The organism is Nitratireductor sp. WH36-1, assembly GCF_058725515.1.
Map to the genome: position 1 here is coordinate 1021074 of NZ_CM178970.1, position 21687 is coordinate 1042760.

Genomic DNA, 21687 nt, shown 5'->3' on the forward strand with positions numbered 1-21687 from the left:
CCCGTGGCGGGTTGCATTTCCGTTGCCGGATGCCGCTATAGTGACCCTGCAAATTTCCGCACTGAAAAACCCGGAGTCATCGCCCATGACGATCCGCAATCTCGAATTCGCCGCCCGCCCGCGCTCCGTGGCCGTGATCGGCGCATCGGGCAGGCCCGGCGCTGTCGGCCACATCGTGATGCAAAACCTGAAGGATGGCGGGTTTGCCGGCGAGGTCTGGGCGGTCAATCCGAAATACAGCGAGATCGACGGCCGCCCCTGTTACAGGAGCGCGGCAGACATTCCCGGTGTGCCCGACATCGCCGTGATCGTGACGCCGCCGGAAGCCGTGCCCGGCATCATCACCGAGCTTGGCGAAAAGGGAACGCGTGCGGCGGTTGTCATCACCGCCGGGCTGACGCGTGAGAACGGCCTGCGGCAGGCCATGCTCGACGCGGCGCGGCCCTATCTCTTCCGCATCATCGGGCCGAACACGGTGGGGCTGATGGTGCCGCCGATGAATTTCAACGCCAGCTTCGCGCATATGCAGGCAAAGCCCGGTGGGCTGGCGCTCCTGTCGCAGTCGGGCGCGATCGCCACATCGCTGGTCGATTGGGCGGCGGCGGAGGGCGTGGGCTTCTCGCACATCGTGTCGCTGGGCGACATGGCCGACGTGGATGTGGGCGACTATCTGGAAATGCTTGCGGGCGACGGCCGCACGCGCGGCATTCTCATGTATCTCGAGACGATCCCCAGCCCGCGCAAATTCATGACGGCTGCGCGCGCGGCTGCAAGGCTGAAACCGGTGATCGCCATCAAGGCGGGCCGCCATGCGCAGGCGGCGCAGGCGGCGGCAACCCACACCGGCGCGCTTTCAGGCGCGGACCGCGTGGTCGAAGCGGCGCTGCGCCGCGCCGGCATTCTGCGCGTTCTGGATCTGGGCGAACTGTTTGACGCCGCCGAGGTTCTGGCGCGCTTTCGCCCGTTGCAGCGGGCGCAGGTGGGCATTGTCAGCAATGGCGGTGGCGCGGGTGTTCTGGCGGTCGACCGGCTCAACGATCTGGGCGGCACGATGGCCGAGTTCTCGCCCGAAACGATTGCCCGCATGGACCGGGCGCTTCCGCCCAACTGGTCGCATTCGAACCCCGCCGACATTATCGGTGATGCACCGCCGGAGCGTTACAGCGAGGCGGTGTTGGCGGTGGCCGACGATGCAGACACGGACGCCGTTCTCGTCTTCAACTGCCCGACGGGGCTTGCCTCGCCCTCCGATGCCGCCCGCGCGGTTGCGGCCCTTGCCGACCGGGGCAAGATCAACGGCAAGCCGCTGATCACCTGCTGGCTCGGCGAGGAGACCGCGCGCGAGGGACGGCGCATCCTGCAGGAATCCGGCATCGCCAATTTCAGCACACCGTCCAGCGCCACCGCGGCGCTGTCTTATCTCGGCGAGTGGTCGCGCGCGCAAAAGGCGCTGACCCGTGTGCCTTCGAGCCGCAGCGAGGATGTGCAGGGCGACCGTGAAGGCCTGCGCGCCATTCTCGAAAAAGTGGCTGCCGAAGGCCGGCGCATGCTGACGGAGCCTGAGGCCAAGGCGGCCATTGCGGCCTACGGCATTCGCGTGCCGGAGACGCTGATCGTGGAGACGCCGCAGGATGTGGGCGAGGCGGCTGCGCGGCTTTTCGAGAAATTCGAGAAGGTGGTCGTCAAGCTTCTCTCCAAGACCATCACGCACAAATCCGATGTCGGCGGCGTGGTGCTGGGCCTGAAAACGCGAGAGGCTGCGGAAAAGGCGGCGGAGAACATCATCAAGCGGCTGGAGGATGCCGGCACGCGCGAGGAACTCGAAGGGTTCGTCGTTCAGCCCATGGTGGAGCGCAAGCATGCCCACGAGCTGATCCTCGGCGTCAGCCAGGACCCGATTTTCGGGCCGGTCGTGCTGTTCGGGGCGGGCGGCACGGCTGTCGAGGTGATGGAGGACACGGCAATCGCGCTGCCGCCGCTCGACGATGTGCTGGCCGGTGACCTGATGGCCTCGACGCGCATCGGCAAGCTGCTTGCCGGCTATCGCGACCGCGCCCCCGCAGACCGCGAGGCGATTGCCGGCGCGCTCAATGCGGTGTCGCAGATGATCGTCGACTTTCCCTGCATCAAGGGCATGGACATCAACCCGCTGCTGGCCGATGCCGACGGCGTGGTGGCGCTCGATGCGCGCATCGAGATCGAGCCGGCGGAGATCAACCGCAGGGGACCGAACCCCGACCTTGCCATCCGGCCCTATCCGGACGGGTGGGAACAGGATGTAGACCTGGAGGGGCATCACTATCATTTACGCCCCATCAAGCCGGCGGATGTGGCGCTTTTCCCTGATTTTCTCGCACGCGTTTCGCCCGAAGACATCAGGTTCCGTTTCCTTGCCCCGCGCAAGCATTTCCCGGACGAGATGCTGGAGCGGCTGAGCCAGCTCGATTACGAGCGCGACATGGCCTTCATCGCGCTGCGCGAGGAGGATGGCGAGATGGCGGGCATTGGCCGTCTTTCCTCTGATCCGGACAAGGAGATCGCCGAATACGGTCTTCTGGTGCGCACCGATCTTCAGGGCCACGGGCTTGGCTTTGCGCTTCTGAAGCAGCTCATCGATTACGGCAAGGAAGAGGGCATCGGGGCCATCGAGGGCATTGTCCTGAGCGACAACATCAAGATGCTCAAAATGTGCCGCGATTTCGGTTTCGTGGTGAAGGATAGCGGCGAGGCGGGGATCGTCACCATGTTGCTGAAGCTTTAGGCGGGCGGCGGTGGCGGTGGTCGTGCGTGCCCTTTCCCTCGCCCTTCGACAAGCTCAGGATGAGGGAAAGGCAAGGCAACGCGGTCGAAGCGGCAGTGAGCAAAGGGTGAGCCGTATCGCTCTTCGTTATTGGCGAAGGTAGGACGTTTCTGGGGGGCAGCTGGGATCTGCTGGAGAGTTCCTGATTATGGGACAGGCCAGACATACGCGGCATAGTTTGCTGTTGGCCAGCACAACCACAGCCCTCATCCTGAGCTTCTTGAGCTTGCCGAAAGGCGAAGGGCGGGGGCGGGATGGAGGGCGCAAACTTGTAGCGTTGGCGCAGGCCCCTCATCCGCCTGCCGGCACCTTCTCCCGCGCGCGGGGAGAAGGAGGAAGTTTTGTTGTTAGCGCCCTTCACTGCATCGGTGAAATGGTTCCGCCGTCATCGCCGCGCTTTCCTTCTCCCCATGAACGGGGAGAAGGTGCCGGCAGGCGGATGAGGGGCGCGTGCGCCGAACCTCAGATGCAGGCTTCGAACAGCGCTTTCGTGTTGGCGGCGGTCATCTTGACCGGGTTGCCGCCGGCGCTTGGGTCTTCCAGCGCCATCGCCACCATCTCGTCGATGCGATCCGTGCCGACGCCCATGTCGCCCAGCCGGTCGGGAATGCCGAGATCGGCCCGAAGCTGCATCACGAAATCGAAGAAACCGTCGAACCCGCCCGCAATGCCCAGATAAGCGGCAGCGGCGGCGATGCGGTCCTCGATTTCCGGGCGATTGAGCTTCAGCACCGCTGGCATGACAACGGCATTGGTGGTGCCGTGATGGGTGTTGTAGATCGCGCCGACCGGATGCGACAGCGCGTGGATCGCGCCGAGCCCCTTCTGGAAGGCGACCGCGCCCATGGCGGCAGCGCTCATCATGTGCGCGCGGGCTTCCAGATCACTGCCATTTTCATAGACACGCGGCAGGTTTTCCTTCACGAGCCGAAGCCCCTCCAGCGCAATGCCCTGGCTCATCGGGTGATAGAAGGGCGATGAATAGGCTTCCAGACAGTGGGCAAAGGCGTCCATGCCAGTGCCCGCGGTGATCGCTTTCGGCATGCCGACGGTCAGTTCGGGATCGCAGATCACCACCGAGGGCAGAATTTTCGGATGGAAGATGATCTTCTTCACATGGGTCTGCGAATTGGTGAGAACGCCCGCGCGGCCCATTTCCGAGCCGGTGCCTGCCGTGGTGGGCACGGCCACATTGGGGGCGATCTTCGAGGCGTCGGCGCGGGTCCACCAGTCGCCAATATCCTCGAAATCCCAGACTGGCCGTGTCTGACCGGCCATGAAGGCAATCAGCTTGCCCAGATCAAGGCCCGAGCCGCCGCCAAAGGCGACGACGCCATCATGCCCGCCATCCACGAACGCCCTGATGCCGGCTTCGAGGTTCTTCTCATTGGGATTGGGGTCAACCTCGGAGAAGAGCGCGCGGCCAAGGCCGGCTTCTTCCAGAATGCCGAGGGCATTCTTCGTGATCTCCATGCCGGCGAGGCCCCGGTCGGTGACGAGCAGGGGCCTTGTGATGCCGGCCGCTTTGCAGGCCTCGGCCAGTTCCCGGATGCGGCCCGCGCCGAACCGCACGGAGGTGGGATAGGACCAGTTTCCTTCGAGCTTCATGCCTGTTTCTTTCTCAGATGGTAGGATTTCGGACGGGTCAGATTGTGGTAGCCGATTTCCGACAGCGCGCCGCCGCGCCCGGTGTTCTTGCAGCCGGTCCAGCACAGGGCGGGATCGAGATAATCGGCGCGGTTCATGAACACGGTGCCCGTGTCGATTTCGGCTCCGAGTGACGCCGCACGGTCCGGATCGGCGGTCCAGAGCGAGGCGGTGAGGCCGAATTCGCAATCGTTCATGAGGTCGAGCGCTTCGGCGTCGTTCTTCACCGGCATGATGCCGACGACGGGGCCAAAACTCTCCTCGCGCATCACCCGCATCTGGTGGTTCACGTCCACAAGGATCTGCGGCATGAGATAGGTGCCGCCATCATCCTCGGGGAAGGCTTTCGGATCGACCAGCGCTTTTGCGCCCTGCGCCAGCGCGTCTTCGGTCTGGCTGCGCACTTCGGCTGCAAACCGGCGGTTGGCCATGGGGCCGATGGTGGTTTCTGCATCGAAGGGGTTGCCGAGCTTCAGCTTGCCGACCCATTCGGCGGATTTCTCGACGAAACTGTCGAAATGCCGTTCGGCCACATAGATGCGCTCAATGCCGCAGCAGCACTGGCCGGCATTGAACATCGCGCCGTCCATCAGGCCATCGACCGCCCAGTCGATATCCGCATCGTCCATCACATAGGCGGGATCCTTGCCGCCGAGTTCAAGCCCGAGCCCGGTGAAGGTGCCGGCAGCTGCCCGCTCGATGGCGCGCCCGCCGCCGACGGAGCCTGTGAAGTTGATGAAGTCGAAAGAGCGTTCGCCGATCAGTTTTTCCGTTCCGGCATGGTCGAGGAAGAGGTTGACGAACAGCTCTTCGGGAATGCCCGCCTCATGGTAGGCGCGCACGATGCGCTCACCCACCAGCAGCGTCTGCGTGGCGTGTTTGACGGCGACGGCATTGCCCGCGATGAGGGCGGGAACGATGGTGTTCATGGCCGTCATGTAGGGATAGTTCCACGGCGCGATGACGCCGACCAGCCCGTGGGGTACGCGTTCGATGCGGCGGTCGAAATTCTCTGAATCCTCCAGAACGATGGGGGCGAGGCCGCGTGCGGCGACCCCGGCCATATAGGAGGAGCGCTCGTTCATCCCGCCGAACTCGCCGCCATAGCGCACCGGGCGGCCCATCATGTGGGCAAGCTCGGGCACCACCTCGTCTTTCATCTCGTTGAGGCGGGCGACGCCGGCGTTCACCATCGCGACGCGCTCATCAAGCGGACGCGCGGCCCAGGCCTTCTGCGCCTGGCGCGCACGCGCCAGAAGGGCAGACGCCATGTCGGGGTCCATCACGGCGCGCTCGGCATAGACCGAGCCGTCGATGGGGGAAATGCATTGCAGTGTCTTGGTCATGTCATGCTCTCTCAAAACCGCGCCTGACCTCCCAGTCGGTCACGCGACGATCATACTCGGATTGTTCCCACCGGGCTGCGTGGACGTAATGATCCACCACCGCGTCGCCAAAGGCTTCACGCAGCATGGCCGAACCGTCCAGTGCGGTGGTGGCGTCGCGCAGGGTTTTCGGTATTTCGCGCACGCCCTGGCCCTCATAGGCATCGCCAACGAAGGCCGGCTCCAGCCCGGTCTTGTTCTCGATGCCGTGAATGCCCGCCGCAATCAGCGCGGCGAAGGCCAGATAGGGGTTCAGGTCGGCGCCGCCGACCCGGCATTCCACGCGCACCGCCTTGGTGTCCGAACCGCAGACGCGGTAGCCCGCCGTGCGGTTGTCGAACGACCAGATCGCCTTGGTGGGGGCGAAGGTTCCGGCTGCAAAGCGCTTGTAGGAATTGATATAAGGCGCGAGGAAACAGGTGATCTCGCCGGCATGGGCGAGAAGCCCGGCCATGTAGTGCCGCATGAGCGGGGACATGCCGTGTTCGCCCGCCGGATCGAAGAAAAGCGGCTTGCCGTCGAGCGTCCACAGAGACTGGTGGACATGGGAGGAATTGCCGGCGGCGCTGTCGTCCCACTTGGCCATGAAGCTGACGGCCCGCCCGGCCTTCCAGGCGATCTCCTTGCAGCCATTCTTCACGATTGAATGGCGGTCGGCCATGGTCAGCGCGTCGGTGTAGCGGACGTTGATTTCTTCCTGTCCGGCATCGGCCTCGCCCTTGGAGTTCTCCACCGGCACATCCGCGCCATGGAGGCCGTTGCGGATCGCCCGCATCACATCCTCCTCCTTGGTGGTCTGGAAGATGTGATAATCCTCGTTGTAGGCGCTGATGCGCTCCAGCCCGCGATAGCCCTTTGCGGCGGCTTCCTCAAACGTGTCGCGGAACAGGTGGAACTCCAGTTCCGAGGCCATCATCGCCTTCATGCCCATGGCTTCCAGCCGCGCGACTTGTTTTTTCAGGATGGCGCGGGGCGAGTGCGGCACGTCCTCATGGGTGTGGTGGTCGAGCACGTCGCACAGAACCAGCGCCGTGCCTTCCAGCCAGGGAATGCGGCGCATGGTCGAGAGGTCCGGCTTCATCGTGTAATCGCCATAGCCCGCCGACCAGCTCGTCGCGTGGTAGCCCTCGACGGTGAACATCTCCATGTCGGTGGCGAGCAGATAGTTGCAGCTATGGGTTTCCTCAAAGGCGCTTTCCAAAAAATATTCCACATGGAAGCGTTTGCCCATCAGACGCCCCTGCATGTCGACCAGCGCCACGAGCACGGTGTCGATCTCGCCGGCCTCTGCCGCTGCTCTGAGGCTTTCCAGTGTCAGTTTGCCCGCCATTCAATTCGTCCTGTCGGTGGTTCCCGATCGCCGCGCGTCATCCGGACGCTCAAACGGTGATCTGACTTGCGGATTGAGCACCGGGACAAAGGAAAACCGCTTTCGCGGTTCTGTCCGATGCTTCGGGATATGGCCCCGGCGCGAACGCCCCGGGGCCATGAAGTCGCGTTGCGCTCAGCCGTAGCGATAGGGCGGACCGGCCTTCTGCATGAGGGAACGGTAGTTGCGCAGGATCTCGACCACGCGCTCTTTGCGACCGCCTTCGGCAGCGATCTCGTCCCAGAAGTTTTCGGCCTCGGCTTCCACCGTCGCCCATTCGGCATCGGGGATGGTGGTGAGCTCCATCTTGCCGCCATTGACGCGCAGATCTGCTTCGCCCGCCCAGTACCAGTGCAGGCGGTAATAGTGCGACGAGTCCATGGCGAGCCGGAAGAGTTGCTTGAGATGGTCCGGCACTTCGTTCCAGCGGTCGGAATTGGCGAAGAAGGAGCCAACCCACGCGCCGCAGATATTGTTGGTGAGCAGGTAGGGCGTGACGTCGGCCCAGCCCACCGTGTAGTCCTCGGTGATGCCCGACCAGGCGATGCCGTCGAGCTCGCCCGTCTGCACCGCCACTTCCACGTCTTCCCAGGGCAGGGTGACGGGCACGACGCCGAAGCGGGAGAGGAACTTGCCGGCTGTTGGGAAGGTGAAGACACGTTTGCCCTTCAGGTCTTCCAGGCTCTTGATCGGTTCCTTGGTGTTGAAGTGGCACGGATCCCAGGAGCCGGCGGAAAGCCAGGTCACGCCTTCCACCTCGCCATAGGCCTCTTCCCAGATCTCGGCCAGGCCATGCTTGTAGAACAGCGCCTGCACGTCCAGCGAGTAGCGCGTGGCGAAGGGGAAGTAGCCGCCGAACACCGACACATCGACCGGAGCGGCCATGGAATCGTCATCCGACTGCACGGCATCGATTGTGCCGTTCTGCATGGCGCGGAAAAGCTCGCCCGTCGGAACCAGCTGGTCGGCGTGGTAGAGCTCGATCACCATTTCGCCATTGGCCGCCTTGTTGAAAGCGTCGATGGCGGGTTTGACGACATGCTCTGCGAGCGCCGGTCCGGCATAGGTCTGCAGCCGCCAGCGGATCGGGCTCTGCGCGCGAACATAAGGCGTTGCCAGGGCCGTGGTGCCAGCGGCCGCCGCCGATGCCATGCCCGCTTTCTTCAGAAAGTCGCGTCTGTTTTGCATCTCTGTTCACTCCTCTGGTTGTTGTCCCGGTCGTTGATGCCGGGCATTGGCGCAGGCTTTTCTGGTCGTGACCTCCTTGGGTTTTTGGTGTGTCAGCGAAGGTAGACGTGCTGGGGAAGCCACAGCGCGATCTGCGGGAAGACCATGACGATGATGAGCGCGAACACCATCACCGCCACGAAGGGCACAATGGATCGGTAGATGTCTCCGAGCTTGATTTCCGGCGGCGCCATGGCGCGCATCAGGAACAGATTGTAGCCGAAGGGCGGGGTCATGTAGGCGATCTGGCAGGTGATCGTGTAGAGCACGCCGTACCAGATGAGGTCGAAGCCGAGCAGCTTGACCAGCGGCACGTAGAGCGGCGCGACGATGACCAGCATGGCCGTGTCGTCCAGGAACATGCCCATGATGAGATAGGAGAGCTGCATCAGGATCAGCACCTCCCAGGGCGACAGGCCGAGCTGGTCGAGGAAGAAGCCCTCGATGGCCTTGACCGCGCCGAGCCCGTCGAACACCGCGCCGAAGCAGAGCGCGGCCAGAATGATCCACATGAACATGCATGAGACGGAGAGCGTCTTGCGCACCGTGTCGTGCACCACTTTCAGCGTCAGCCGGCCACGAATGGCGGCAGCCGCCGTTGCCGAAACCGCGCCGATGGCGGAGCTTTCCACGAGGCTGGTGATGCCCATGACGAAGAGCCCGGTCATCAGGAAGAAGATCATGAAGGGCAGGATGCCGGCCGACAGGAGCTTGATCTTCTCCGACATCGGAATGCGCCGCTCTTCCGCCGGAAGGACGGGGCCGAGATTGGGCTGCAGCCAGCAGCGCACGGCGATGTAGAGAATGAACAGGCCGGCCATCAGGAGACCCGGAAACACGCCGGCAAGCCAGAGCTGGCCGACCGGCTGGCGCGCGATCATCGCGTAGAGCACGAGCACCACGCTGGGCGGCACGAGAATACCCAGTGACGAGCCTGCCTGGATGACGCCGGTCACCATGATCTTGTCATAGCCGCGCCGGAGCAGCTCGGGCAGCGCGATGGTCGCGCCGATGGCCATGCCGGCGACCGACAGGCCGTTCATGGCCGAGATCACGACCATCAGGGCGATGGTGCCGATGGCAAGCCCGCCGCGCACCGGCCCGAACCAGACATGGAACATCTTGTAGAGATCGTCGGCGATGCCCGATTCCGACAGCATGTAGCCCATGTAGATGAACAGCGGCAGCGTCAAAAGCGCGTACCATTTCATCAGCTTCATGGCGGCCGAGAAGGCGATCTCGGAGCCGCCCGTGCCCCACAGAAGAAGCGCGAACACCACGGCGATGAAGCCGATGGCGCCAAACACGCGCTGGCCGGTCAGAAGCAGGCCCATCATGCCCGTGAACATGAGGATGGCGGTGAGTTCGTAGCTCAAGTGAGTTCCTCCCCGCGCACCCGCGCCAGATCCTTGAAGAGCTGGGCCACCGCCTGAAGCAGCGTCAGCGCGATGCCGATGCACATGATGATCTTGATGGGCGCCATGTAGGGCGACCAGGACGAGTAGCTGGTTTCGCCGTATTTCAGCGCGTAGGACGTGGAGGAAAAGCCGCCGTAAAGGAGCAGCGACAGGTAGAAGATCAGGAACAGGATGGTGATGGAATCGACGATGGCCTTGGTGCGCGGCGACCACCGCGCATAGATCAGGTCCATCCGCACGTGGGAATCGTTCTGCAGCGCCCATCCGCCGCCGACCATGTAGTAGGCGACCATGGCGAACTGCGCCATTTCCAGCGTCCACAGCGGCGGAATGGACACGGTCTTCATGATCGACGAGTACAGCAGGATGCCGATCATCAGGAAGATCATGTACATGACCACCAGACCGACATAATGGTTCGTCCGGTCGATCAGGCGCACATAGCGCCTTATGGCGTTTGGCATCGGCTCCTGTCTCCCATTCCTCTCTCCCTCGTTCCCCGTTCTGGTTTCGCCGCCAGCCCTGTTTTTGTTGTCAGTTTTGCCTGGGGCCGGCTGCGTGTATGTCGATGTGAAAGCGCTCCAGCGCTGCTTCGAGCAGCCGCGCAGTGCGCTCCGCCCATTCCTGTTGCCCCGCCTCGTCGGCAATCAGGTCGCTGCAATATTCGATCATGACATTCAGGAGGCCGTGCTGGATGGCGTGGAGGCGCAGCGTGTGCGTGACGCCATCATCCGGCCCGTAAGGATAGTTGCGCATCGCATTGGCGACACCTTCCTCCTCCGCGTGCTGAAGCATGGCGTCGGCCAGCCGCCGGTCGCGGTCATGCAGAATGCCGACGGCGCGGTGGCGGGCGATGCCGAAATAGACGCGCGTGAAGGAGTGGATCGTGACGATGACCGGCAGTTTCTCCGGGCCGGTGCGGCTGGCGATCAGCTCCGCCAGCGCATCGCGAAACGGTTCGTAGATTGCCGCGACGCGCTCGCGCCGGGCATCGTCGGAAAGGTTGCGGTTGCCTGGAATGGCGTGGACTTCGCTCATTTCCGGGATTGCGTCCATCGCCTCCGGCGGGCGATTGCAGTCATAGACGAGGCGCGAAAAACGCTGATGGATCAGTGGCGCGTCGAGCAGGGCCGAGAGCCTGCGCGCGGTGGCCAGCGCACCGATGTCCCAGGCCGCGTGGCTTGCCAGCGTTTCCGGCTTTGCGCCAAGCGTTGAAAGCGCGCGCGGGATGGCGCGCGAAGCGTGCTCGCACACGAGAATGACCGGCGACTGCCCGTCTGCGCGCTCGATCTCGAATGGCTGTCCCTCGGATGGAGCAAGCAATGCCCTGACCATCAAACCTCCACACAAGCCGTCCGCTCCCTTGTTGTTTTTTGAGTGGAACGATCCCCTGAAACGGCTCTGTAATATTGATTAGCATTGCCGCTCATTTGTCAATCGTGTAATTTTTGTTACGGAATGTGGCAGCGCCTTTTGGAGAAACGCGTTTGGGAATGAAAGAACAGGTTCACGCAGCGCTCGGCCAGATGACGGGCGCAGAGCGCAAAGTGGCGCATGCGTTTCTCGCCAACTATCCGAGCAGCGGCCTGTCGACGGTTGCCGAGTTCGCCGCTCTTGCCGGAACCAGCGCGCCGACCGTGCTGCGCTTCGTCTCGCGGCTGGGTTTCTCCGGGTATCCGGAGTTTCAGCGCCTGCTGCGCACGGAAATCCAGGCGGAGCTTCTCTCGCCGCTGGAAAAAGGCGACACCTCGCCGGCGCGCAGCGCGGATGGCTCAGCGCTCGGGTCTTACTTCGCGCGGGCGACGGCCAACATTCAGGCGACGCTCGACGCCATTCCCGAAAGCGAGTTCGAGGCTGCCTGCGCGTTGCTTTCAGATCACAAATCGGCCTGCTACATGCTTGGCGGGCGCTTCAGCGATGCCATTGCGCGCTACATGGCGGCGCATCTGCGCATCGTGCGGCCCAATGTGCGCCGCTTTCAGGACCAGACCTCTACCTGGGACGATCAGTTGCTGGATGTGAGGGCAGGGGACGTGGTGGTGCTGTTCGACATTCGCCGCTACCAGCGCGACCTCGTGCATCTGAGCGAGCTTCTTTGCGAGCGCAAGGCGCGCATTGTGCTCATCACCGACACCTGGCTTTCGCCGATCTCGCATTACGCGCGGGTGGTTCTACCCTGCGCCATCGATTCCGGCCGCACCTGGGATTCCGGCGTGGTGCTGATGGCGCTGGCGGAAGCCATTGTCGACCGCGTGACGCACCGGGACTGGGACGCCGCGCGCAGCCGCATTCAGGCGCTGGAGCACATTCACTGGAACAAGCCGCCTGCCACGGAGTAGCCGGGAGTATCAGCCGGGCGCGGGGCACCAAGCGGATCGCACCTCACTTGCAGAGCGGACGCAGCAGGGCCTGTGTTGCGCCAATGTCGGCATTGATGGCCTGGCGCAGGCCAATGCCGTCCTGTCTGCGCAGGGCGGCGATGGCGTCGTGATGATGGCGGGTGAAGTTCTTGCCTTCCGGCGAGCGCAGAATTTGCTCCAGGTGGCGTGAGAGCAGGCGCATGTAAGGGCCGAAGCGCAGCCATAAGGTTTCCGCGATTTGCAGCAGCACGTCCGAACCGGAACAGCGATAAAGCGTGAAATGGAAATCACGGTTTTTCACGAGCATCTCGTAGATGCTCTCCTCACCGCTTGAGGCGTCATGTGCGGTGGTGAGGCGCTCGAGCGTGCCGATGGCCTCGTCCGTTGCCTGGGTGGAGGCGAGTTCTGCGGCAAGTCCTTCCACTGCGACACGGGCGCGACACAGATCATCCAGCCTTGCGGTGCTGATGGCGGGGATGCGGGCGGAGCCGTTTGAGGCGATTTCGAGCGCGTTCTCGGCAGCAAGCCGGCGAAGGGCTTCGCGCACCGGCATGTGGCTGGTGCCAAAAGTCTCCGCGAGCGATGCAATTGTGAGTGTCTGGCCGGGATCGAAACGACCGACCATGAGCGCATGACGAAGCTGCTGGTAGACGCCGTCCTGAATGGTGACGCGTCGGGAGACCGGGACAAATCCGCTATCCATGGCCAATCCAACCTCCTGTCCGTATCAAACGCACGATAACAGCTTCCGGTGGACGGGTTAAGGATAGACTAAGCGATGGTTGCGGCGCGTTTTGGCGCAGGGGGGCAGGGAGGGCAGGGGCGCGGGGGCGCAGACATGAACCACGCCCGCGTCCCCCATATATCTGAGTTGGAGCCTGTTCAGCCGTTCCGGCGGATGGCCTTGCCTTCGTCGTCGAAGCGGAAGACGCGGTTCTCGTCGAACTTTGCCTGCTGCGTGCTGTCGATCTCGAAGTTCTGCTCGCCGAACAGGCGCGCGCAGACGAGGCCGGATTCGCCGCAGTCCAGATAGACATTGGTGTCTGCACCCAGATGCTCGATGTGAGAGACACGGCCTTCGATATCGCCGCCTTCGGCAACGATGGAGATGTGTTCGGGACGAATGCCGATGGTTTTGGCATCGTCGCGGCCAAGCCGTGCAGCCTCGATGAAGTTCATCTGCGGCGACCCGATGAAGCCGGCGACAAACAGATTGGCCGGATCGTTGTAGAGTTCCATCGGCGTGCCGACCTGCTCGATCCTGCCGGCATTCAGAACGACGATGCGGTCGGCCAGCGTCATGGCTTCGGTCTGGTCATGGGTGACGTAGACCATGGTCGCGCCCAGCTCGCGGTGGAGACGCGCGATCTCCAGACGCGTGTTGACGCGCAGCGCCGCATCGAGGTTTGAAAGCGGTTCATCGAACAGGAAGAGCTTGGGCTTGCGCACCACCGCGCGACCAATGGCGACGCGCTGGCGCTGGCCGCCCGAAAGCTCTGCCGGCCGGCGGTCGAGATAGGGCTCGAGCGACAGCATTTTCGAAGCGAAATCGACACGTTCGGCAATATGCGCGGCCGGGTGTTTCGCCTGTTTCAGGCCGAGGCTCATATTGTCGCGCACGGTGAGGTGCGGATAGAGCGCGTAGGTCTGGAACACCATGGCGATGCCGCGCTTGGAGGGCGGCGTTGTGTTGACTTCGGCGCCGTCGATTTCGACATGGCCGCCGCTGGCGTCTTCCAGCCCGGCGATGATGCGCAGAAGGGTGGATTTTCCGCAGCCCGACGGGCCGACGAAGATGACGAGTTCGCCGTCCTGAACCTCCAGGTCCACGCCCTTGATGACGTCTACCTGGCCGAACGACTTGGTGATGTTCTTGAGTGCGAGTGAGCCCACGGTTTCGTCCTACAGTTCTACTTCTTTGCCGCTTCGCACGCTTTCGTCGGCGGCGAGGCAGATGTTGAGAGATTGCACGGCATCGTTCATGTGCCGCGAGAGATCGATGTCTTCGCGGATGGCTTTGAGAACGAAGGCCTGTTCGCGGTCGCACAGCTCCTGATGACCCGGCTCGCCTTCCATGGAGAGGAGCGTGTCCTCATTGGCAAAGCGGCCCTGGGCATTGGTTTCGGCCCTGTGGATGCGGATGCGTGAGGTTTTCGTGTGGGCGTCGATGTCGTCCGATTTCGCGCCCTCGTCCATGACGATGGAGACGCAGCCATTCGGCGACACGATGTCCTTCACGAAGAAGGCGGTTTCCGACATCATCGGCCCCCAGCCGGCCTCATACCAGCCGACCGAACCGTCTTCGAACATCACCTGGAAATGTCCGTAATTGTACATGTCCGGGGCGATTTCGTCTGAAAGCCGGACCCCCATGCCGCGCACCTTCACCGGTTTGGCGTCGGTGATCTGGCACATCACGTCCACATAGTGCACGCCGCAGTCGACGATGGGCGGCGTGGTCTCCATCAGCTGCTTGTGTGTGTGCCAGCTCGGACCGGAGGACTGCTGGTTCAGGTTCAGCCGGAACACGTAAGGCCCGCCGAGCCCGCGCGCTTCCTCGATCAGCCGCACCCAGGAAGGGTGATGGCGCAGAATGTAGCCGACCACCAGCTTGCGGCCATGGGCCTTTGCCGTTTCCACCACGCGCCTTGCATCTGCGACATTGGTGGCCAGCGGCTTTTCCACGAACACATGCGCGCCGGCTTCCATCGCGGCGATGGCGTAGGCCGCATGGCTGTCGGAATAGGTGTTGACGGAGGCGAGATCCGGCCGGGTTTCGGCCAGCGCTTCCTCATAGCCGGTGAAGTGTGGATAGGCTTTCAGCGCATCCGGCAGGTCCGGCTTCGAGCGGCTGACAAGGCCGACGATCTCGAAACCGGGATTGGCGTGATAGGCGAGCGCGTGGCTCATTCCCATATTGCCGAGGCCTGCGACCAGCACCCGCACGGGCGTCTCCTGCGCACTCATTTCACTGCTCCCGAGGTGATGCCGCGGATGAGCTGGCGCGAGAAGATCAGGTAGAGGATCAGCACCGGCAGGATGGCGAGCGAGAGGGCCGCCAGAACCGCGTTCCAGTTGGTGACGAACTGGCCGATGAAGACCTGTGCGCCAAGCGTGATGGTTTTCGTTTCCTCGGCAGGGGCGAGGATCAGCGGGAACCACAGATCGTTCCAGATCGGGATCATGGTGAAGACCGCGACCGTGGCCATGGCCGGCCGCACCAGCGGCAGGACGAGGCGGAAGAAGATGCGGTATTCGCTGAGCCCGTCGATGCGGCCGGCGTTCTTCAGGTCGTCGGATACCTGTCGCATGAACTCCGACAGGATGAAGACGGCCAGCGGCAGGCCCTGCGCCGTGTAGACGAGGATCAGCGAGGTCAGTGTGTTGACGAGGCCGGAGGCGGCCATCATCTGCAGGATCGCCACGGTGCCGAGCCGGATCGGGATCATGATGCCGAGCGCCAGGTAAAGGCCCATCAGCGAATTGCCCTTGAAGCGGTATTCGGCAAGCGCGAAGGCGGCCATGGCGCCGAACAGCAGCACCATGAACAGCGACACGACGGTGACGATGAAGCTGTTCTGGAAATAGAGCAGGAAGTCGCCCTGTTTCAGAACGGTTTCGAAGCCGACCAGGCTGAAGCTTTCCGCATTGGGCAGCTCCAGCGGCGTGCGGAAGATGGCCTTGCGCGACTTGAAGGCGTTGATGACGATCACGAACACCGGGAACAGTGCGATGATCGTGTAGGTGGCCAGCACCGCATGGGCGGCGATGGAGCGGGCGGGGGAGTGTCTTGCCATGCTCATGTCTGTGTCCTCCCGCTCAGAACTGGTAGCGGCGCAGTCGCCGCTGGATGCCGAACAGATAGATCGACACGCCGATGAGAATGATGACGAACATGGCGGTGGCGATGGCCGCGCCCAGGTTCGGGTCACCCAGCTGAAGCTGGAAGCCGAAGAAGGTGCGGAACATGAACGTGCCCAGAATGTCGGTCGAGAAATCCGGTCCCGCCAGCGCGCCCTGCGTGGCGTAGATCAGGTCGAATGCGTTGAAATTGCCGACAAAGGTGAGGATCGAGATGATGCCGATGGCGGGCAGGATAAGCGGCAGTTTGACCTTCCAGAACTGGGACATGCCGGTGATGCCGTCGCATTCGGCGGCTTCCAGAAGCTCGTCCGGGATGGAGAGCAGCGCGGCATAGATCAGCATCATCGGAATGCCGACGAACTGCCACACCGAAATCAGCGCCAGCGTCGTCAGCGCGTAGGCTTCCTTGCCGAGCCAGGGCTGGAAAAGGCTTTTCAGGCCGACCATGTCGAGCAGGTTGGGGGCCACGCCCCATAACGGGCTCAGGATGAGTTTCCACGCAAAGCCTGCAATGACGAAGGAAAGGATCGTCGGGATGAAGATGGCCGTGCGATAGAAGGAGCGCATGCGCAGGCGCGGGCTTGAAAGCAGCGCAGCCAGAAGAATGCCGATCGGGTTCTGCACGATCATGTGAACGATGAAGAACCAGGTGTTGTTCTTGAGCGCGTTCCAGAACTGATCCGACCATTGCGGATCGCCGAACAGGGCGCGGAAGTTTTGCAGGCCCACATAGACCTGGCTGTTTTCCACGTCGCTGTACATGGCCAGCTGCAGTGTGCTGAACAGCGGGATGATCATGATGGCCGTGTAGATCAGCACGGCGGGCGCCAGAAACACGGCGATATGCCAGCGTATGGGCTTCTTGGTGGCTTGGGCCATGGAACGTCTCTCTGGAGCATTTCCCGTTCGGAATGAACCAATGCGAATGAAAAGGAATTGCTCAACTTATTGAATCTGGAGCCATTTCTTGCCGATCAGGTGATTTCATCTGATCGGAAAAGGCTCTATGGCGCCGGGCCCGCGCAGGTGGCGGACCCGGCTTCCTGTTCAAAGGATCAGGATTTACTGCTGCGGCTCGTACCAGCCTGCCAGGCCGTCCTGAAGCTGCTTCGCGCCATCCTCGGGCGACTGTGCGCCGCGCAGAACATTGGCCGAGACGTTCCACATCTCGTTCCAGAGGTTCGGCGTGCCGCGCGAGATGATCTGATGCGCGGGACGGATGGTGGATTTGCAGTTTTCGCGCCAGGAAACGAATTCCTGCGCCAGCGGATCTTCCATCTCGACCGTTTCGCTGGAGAGCGAGAAGAAGCCCGGCAGCGAGTTGGCGTAGAGCGAGGCGAACTCAGCCGAACCGACCCAGTTCAGGAAGGTGCGGGCGGCTTCCGCATTCTCGGTCTTGGCGTTCATGCCGATGCCGATATCCGTGTGATCGGAGATGTAGCACTCGTCGCCGGCGTTCTGCACTGGCGGTGCGAATGCGCCCAGCTTGAAGTCGGCCTGGTCGTTGAAGATCGAGATTTCCCACGAACCGGCGGGGAAGATCGCCGCGCGGCCGAGCGTGAACAGGTTCTGGCTGTCGGGATAGGCCTGCGCCTCATAGCCGTCGCCCAGATAGGGCGCCCATGCGGCGAGCTGGCGGAAGGGCTCGACCCACTGGTCGTCGGTGAGCTTCTGCTCGCCGCTGATCAGCGCCAGACGGCCTTCTTCGCCTTTCCAGTAGTTCGGGCCGATATTGGTGTAGCCCATCGTGGCGGCTTCCCACTGGTCCTTGGCGCCCATGGCCATGGGAATGTAGGTGCCGTCTTCCTTGATCTTCTCGAGAACGGCGAAGAACTCTTCATTGGTCTTCGGCGGCTCGATGCCCAGCTCTTCGAAAGCGTCGGCATTGTAGATGAAGCCGTGGATCACGGACGCCATCGGCACGCAGAAGGTTTCCGCGCCGTCATCCGTGCTCCACGCGGCCTTCGCCACGTCGGAGAAGTTCGCCATGTTCTCCAGATCCTGGATCGCCGACAGGTGACCCTTCTGGTAGAGGCTGAGCGATGCGTCGAACGGACGGCAGGTGATCAGGTCGCCAGCCGTGCCGGCGTCCAGCTTGGAATTGAGGACCGCGTTGTACTCGGTCGGCGCGCTCGGCGCGAACTTGACCTTGATGCCGGGATTCTTGGCTTCGAAAGCCGGGATGAGCTTTTCCTGCCAGATGGTCAGGTCGTCATTGCGCCAGCTTTCGATGATGAGCTCGGCATCCTGCGCCATCGCCACGCCGGACGCGCCGAGCATGGTTGCGGCGAGTAACGCCAGTTTGGTGGATTTCATCATGGTCTTCTCCCTGGTTTGCCCCGGGGCATCGCAGCCGCGCCTGCACGACAGGTCGCAACGGCGCCCGGAGCGCTGCTGAACTGTTCCTATGGAGGTTCTTTTTGGTAGCCGGCTCTTGAGCCCGGCCGGCATTTCCGGTTTTCTGGTCACGCACTGGCGCTTCTTTGTGTGCCTTGTGCGCTCCGCTCCCCGGACCCCTCTGCTCCTCCAATGGAGAAATTAAAGGCCAAAAAAATACCATTTGTCCAGAGGTGAATCGTTGCTTTCCCGACGGGTTTTTATGATGTCAGGAATTTTTGATATAAAAAACAAGGTGATGCGTTTAATTTTCGGCGTCACGTTTTTTCTTGTTTCCTAGAGGTATCTTTTTGGTATCATGATTGCGAGGAGTGATCATGAGCGAATTTGTCATTGCAATCGATGGTGGGGGAACAAGCTGCCGGGCCGCATTGGCCGACCGGCATGGCAATGTTCTCGGGCGCGGAAAACGCGGCTCCGCCAATATTTTTACCGCGTCGGACGCGATTGGCGAGAACATCGTGATGGCCGCCCGTGAGGCACTCCACGATGCAGGGCTCGATGCGCTCGATCTTTCCGGCATTCCGGCCTATCTGGGGCTTGCGGGCATCAATGTGGGTGAGCGTCAGCGGGCGCTTGCCCGGGCGCTGCCCTTTGCCGACACACAATTCGTGCATGACGGTCTGATCGCGCTTCAGGGCGCGCTGGGCGACAATGACGGCGTCATGGCCATTCTGGGCACCGGCTCCGCCTATGTGTCGCGCTCCGGCGGCGTGTTGCGCAATGTGGGCGGCTGGGGTTTCGCCATCGGCGATCAGGGCAGTGGCGCGGTTCTTGGCCGTACACTGCTACAGCAGACCCTGCTCGCCCATGACGGCATTCGCGAGCACACGCCGCTCAGCCGCGCCGTGATGGCGCATTTCCAGAACAATCCGGAAGCGATGGTGGAGTTCGCGCAGCAGAATGCGCGACCGGCCGATTATGGTTCCTTCGCGCCGATGGTTTTCGAGTACGACGATCAGGGCGACCCTCTGGCCGGGCGCATTCTGCGCGACACGGTGCGCGATATCACCGAGACGCTCGACACGGTTGTTTTTGACGGATGCGAACGCCTCTGCCTCCTGGGTGGTCTCGGGGCGCTCTATGCCGGGCGGCTTGAGCCGCGGCACCAGGCGATCCTGAAAGAGCCACTGGCCGACGCGCTGGGTGGTGCGGTGCAGCTTGCGCTGCGCGCGTTCCCGCCGGCCATGGAAGGGGAGGTGCGACGATGAGCGTATCGAAACTCTTCACCGAAGAGAGCGTTGCGGCCATGGGGTCCGGCCCGCTTTATGTGCGCCTGCGTCGCCTTCTTGAAGATGCGATCAGCGGCGGCGTGCTGGGCGAGGGCGCGGCCCTGCCGACCGAGCGCGACATTGCCGAACTGACGGGCTTGAGCCGTGTCACGGTGCGCCGCGCCGTCGATGATCTGGTGAAGCAGGGGCGTCTCATTCGCCGCCATGGTTCCGGCACGTTCGTTGCGCCCTCGGTGTCGCGCGTCGAGCAGTCTCTCTCGCTGCTGACCTCGTTCACCGAGGACATGGCGCGGCGCGGACTGTCTGCCCGCTCCGAGTGGCTGGAGCGGGTGGTTGTCGCGCCGTCTCCCGACGAAATGATGGTGCTGGGGCTTTCGGTGGGGGATACGGTTTCCCGGCTGGAGCGCCTGCGCATCGCCGACGATGTGCCCATGGCCATCGAGCGGGCATCCATCATCGGCAGCTTCCTTCCCGATCCGGCATCGGTCACGGATTCGCTCTATGATGCGCTGGACATGCGTTCTGCCCGGCCGTGCCGCGCCACGCAGCGCATTTCCGCGCGCAATGTGGATGAGCGCGAGGCCAAGCTTCTCAAGGTCGCGCCCGGTGAGGCCGCGCTTTATATCGAGCGCGTTTCCTACCTGCCCAATGGCCGGGTCATTGAATTCACCCGTTCGATCTATCGCGGCGACGCCTATGATTTCGTCGCCGAGCTGAAGATTCCGGAACGTTGATGTAATCCAGAAAATCGGAACCGAGACATGTCTTCTTTCGCACTCGTCGGCGCGCGCATCTTTGATGGAGACGCCTGGCAGGATAATCGGGCGCTGATCGTCGAGAACGGCCGGATTGCCGGGGTCGAGCCGCTGGACGCGCTTGCTCCCGGCTGCGAACGGCGCGAGGCGGGCGGTGCGATGGTCGTGCCGGGCTTCATCGATCTGCAGGTCAATGGCGGCGGCGGCGTGATGTTCGACGGCGATTGCGGGGTCGGGGGACTGCAGAAAATCTGCAGCGCGCATGCGAAATTCGGCACGACCGGGCTTCTGCCGACGCTGATCACCGATACGCGTGAATCGACCGTAGCGTCGATTGCCGCCGGTGTTGAAGCGGCGCGGATGAAGATGCCCGGCTTTCTCGGCCTGCATCTGGAAGGACCGCACCTTTCCATCGCGCGCAAGGGCGCGCATGACCCGGCGCTGATCCGTCCGCTGGAGGATGGCGATCTCGCCGCCATGATCGAGGCGCGCCGGGAGCTGCCGGCGCTGATGGTGACGCTGGCGCCCGAAAATGCGACGGCTGAACAGGTGAAGGCGCTGGTCGGGGGCGGTGTGAAGGTGAGCCTCGGGCACACGGACACGACCTGCCGCACGGCGCTGGCCTATGCCGAGGCGGGGGCATCGCTGGTAACCCATCTCTTCAATGCCATGAGCCCGCTTGCCCATCGCGAGCCGGGTGTCGTGGGCGCTGCGCTCGACAGTGGCCGTCTGTGGGTTGGCATCATTGCCGATGGTGTTCACGTCGATCCGGTGGCGATTGGCGTTGCCCTGCGCGGCAAGAATGGCCCGGCCCGCATTTTCGCAGTGACGGACGCCATGTCGACCATCGGCACCGATCTGAAATCCTTTACGCTGAACGGCCGCACGATCATGCGTGAGAATGGCCGGCTGACGCTGGAGGACGGGACGCTGGCTGGCGCGGATATCGACATGATTGCGACGGTTGCCTATCTGCACCGCACGGTCGGGCTACCGCTCGAAGAGGCCCTTCGCATGGTAAGCGTCTATCCGGCGCAGGCCATCGGGCTCGATCACGCCAAGGGCCGCCTTGGCGCTGGCAGGGACGCCGATTTCGTGGTTCTGAACGATGATCTCGGCGTTGTCTCCACCTGGATCGGCGGCGAACCCGTGCATCAGGCCGGTTGATCGAATTCGCGCATTTTTCCTCTTGAAGCTCTAGTGACTAGAGATCCTATCCTTGCAGGCGTTGAA

At 62.9% G+C, this 21687-nt stretch carries 18 protein-coding genes; 5 read left to right on the plus strand and 13 right to left on the minus strand.

Translation table 11 applies throughout. The annotated features are described in order from the left end of the window. Window positions 1-85 precede the first annotated feature (85 nt). Window positions 86-2761 (plus strand): bifunctional acetate--CoA ligase family protein/GNAT family N-acetyltransferase, encoded by a 2676-nt coding sequence (locus tag AC4PTT_RS04920; RefSeq protein ID WP_299937729.1) that lies wholly within the window; start codon window positions 86-88, stop codon window positions 2759-2761. Between the two features lie 501 nt (window positions 2762-3262). Here AC4PTT_RS04920 and AC4PTT_RS04925 read toward each other — a convergent pair. The 7 genes from AC4PTT_RS04925 to AC4PTT_RS04955 all read right to left on the minus strand — a co-directional run bounded on the left by AC4PTT_RS04925 (window position 3263) and on the right by AC4PTT_RS04955 (window position 11181). Continuing rightward, window positions 3263-4408 carry an iron-containing alcohol dehydrogenase gene (locus AC4PTT_RS04925; RefSeq protein WP_206547866.1) on the minus strand — a complete coding sequence of 382 codons (1146 nt, stop codon included), beginning with the start codon at window positions 4406-4408 and terminating at the stop codon, window positions 3263-3265. After that, window positions 4405-5793: an aldehyde dehydrogenase family protein gene (locus AC4PTT_RS04930; RefSeq protein WP_492162215.1), complete on the minus strand. Its 1389-nt coding sequence runs from the start codon at window positions 5791-5793 to the stop codon at window positions 4405-4407. The genes AC4PTT_RS04925 and AC4PTT_RS04930 overlap by 4 nt, the downstream gene beginning before the upstream one ends. Before the next feature lies 1 nt (window position 5794). Then, window positions 5795-7162: a glutamine synthetase family protein gene (locus AC4PTT_RS04935; RefSeq protein WP_206994745.1), complete on the minus strand. Its 1368-nt coding sequence runs from the start codon at window positions 7160-7162 to the stop codon at window positions 5795-5797. 174 nt (window positions 7163-7336) lie between these two features. Next, window positions 7337-8389: a TRAP transporter substrate-binding protein gene (locus AC4PTT_RS04940; protein ID WP_113153024.1), complete on the minus strand. Its 1053-nt coding sequence runs from the start codon at window positions 8387-8389 to the stop codon at window positions 7337-7339. Between the two features lie 92 nt (window positions 8390-8481). Next, the gene (locus AC4PTT_RS04945) at window positions 8482-9804 is read right to left on the minus strand and encodes a TRAP transporter large permease (protein ID WP_206544248.1); all 1323 of its coding nucleotides are present in this window, start codon (window positions 9802-9804) and stop codon (window positions 8482-8484) included. Further along, entirely contained in the window at window positions 9801-10310 is a 510-nt protein-coding gene (locus AC4PTT_RS04950; RefSeq protein WP_113153022.1) for a TRAP transporter small permease subunit, read from the minus strand. The genes AC4PTT_RS04945 and AC4PTT_RS04950 overlap by 4 nt, the downstream gene beginning before the upstream one ends. A 70-nt stretch (window positions 10311-10380) precedes the next feature. Further along, window positions 10381-11181, minus strand: a complete 801-nt coding sequence (locus AC4PTT_RS04955) for an N-formylglutamate amidohydrolase (RefSeq protein WP_420505732.1) — start codon at window positions 11179-11181, stop codon at window positions 10381-10383. 158 nt (window positions 11182-11339) lie between these two features. Here AC4PTT_RS04955 and AC4PTT_RS04960 point away from each other — a divergent pair, with 158 nt between their 5' ends. Next, on the plus strand, window positions 11340-12185 hold the full coding sequence (locus AC4PTT_RS04960; protein WP_113153021.1) for a MurR/RpiR family transcriptional regulator: 846 nt from the start codon (window positions 11340-11342) through the stop codon (window positions 12183-12185). Between the two features lie 43 nt (window positions 12186-12228). Here AC4PTT_RS04960 and AC4PTT_RS04965 read toward each other — a convergent pair whose 3' ends face one another. From AC4PTT_RS04965 to AC4PTT_RS04990, 6 genes are all read right to left on the minus strand, one after another. Further along, window positions 12229-12909 (minus strand): GntR family transcriptional regulator, encoded by a 681-nt coding sequence (locus AC4PTT_RS04965; RefSeq protein WP_297561634.1) that lies wholly within the window; start codon window positions 12907-12909, stop codon window positions 12229-12231. Between the two features lie 179 nt (window positions 12910-13088). Further along, on the minus strand, window positions 13089-14099 hold the full coding sequence (locus tag AC4PTT_RS04970) for an ABC transporter ATP-binding protein (protein WP_113153019.1): 1011 nt from the start codon (window positions 14097-14099) through the stop codon (window positions 13089-13091). Window positions 14100-14108: 9 nt separating this feature from the next. Then, window positions 14109-15173, minus strand: coding sequence for a Gfo/Idh/MocA family protein (locus tag AC4PTT_RS04975; protein WP_206544244.1), 1065 nt, complete (start codon window positions 15171-15173; stop codon window positions 14109-14111). Continuing rightward, window positions 15170-16009, minus strand: a complete 840-nt coding sequence (locus AC4PTT_RS04980; protein ID WP_113153017.1) for a carbohydrate ABC transporter permease — start codon at window positions 16007-16009, stop codon at window positions 15170-15172. The genes AC4PTT_RS04975 and AC4PTT_RS04980 overlap by 4 nt, the downstream gene beginning before the upstream one ends. Before the next feature lie 16 nt (window positions 16010-16025). Beyond that, complete coding sequence (locus AC4PTT_RS04985) at window positions 16026-16949, minus strand: carbohydrate ABC transporter permease (RefSeq protein ID WP_206544242.1); 924 nt, start codon at window positions 16947-16949, stop codon at window positions 16026-16028. A 183-nt stretch (window positions 16950-17132) separates the two neighbouring features. Continuing rightward, a complete protein-coding gene (locus AC4PTT_RS04990; protein ID WP_492162216.1) occupies window positions 17133-18389 on the minus strand; it encodes an ABC transporter substrate-binding protein in 1257 nt (418 codons plus the stop codon). A 395-nt stretch (window positions 18390-18784) separates the two neighbouring features. Here AC4PTT_RS04990 and AC4PTT_RS04995 point away from each other — a divergent pair, with 395 nt between their 5' ends. The 3 genes from AC4PTT_RS04995 to nagA are packed head-to-tail and all read left to right on the plus strand — an operon-like array spanning window position 18785 to window position 21621. Beyond that, window positions 18785-19678, plus strand: a complete 894-nt coding sequence (locus tag AC4PTT_RS04995; protein ID WP_297561640.1) for a glucosamine kinase nucleotide-binding domain-containing protein — start codon at window positions 18785-18787, stop codon at window positions 19676-19678. Next, window positions 19675-20433: a GntR family transcriptional regulator gene (locus tag AC4PTT_RS05000; RefSeq protein ID WP_206547859.1), complete on the plus strand. Its 759-nt coding sequence runs from the start codon at window positions 19675-19677 to the stop codon at window positions 20431-20433. Before AC4PTT_RS04995 ends, AC4PTT_RS05000 begins: the two co-directional genes overlap by 4 nt. A 27-nt stretch (window positions 20434-20460) precedes the next feature. Continuing rightward, window positions 20461-21621: an N-acetylglucosamine-6-phosphate deacetylase gene (nagA, locus tag AC4PTT_RS05005; protein ID WP_492162217.1), complete on the plus strand. Its 1161-nt coding sequence runs from the start codon at window positions 20461-20463 to the stop codon at window positions 21619-21621. Window positions 21622-21687 lie beyond the last annotated feature (66 nt).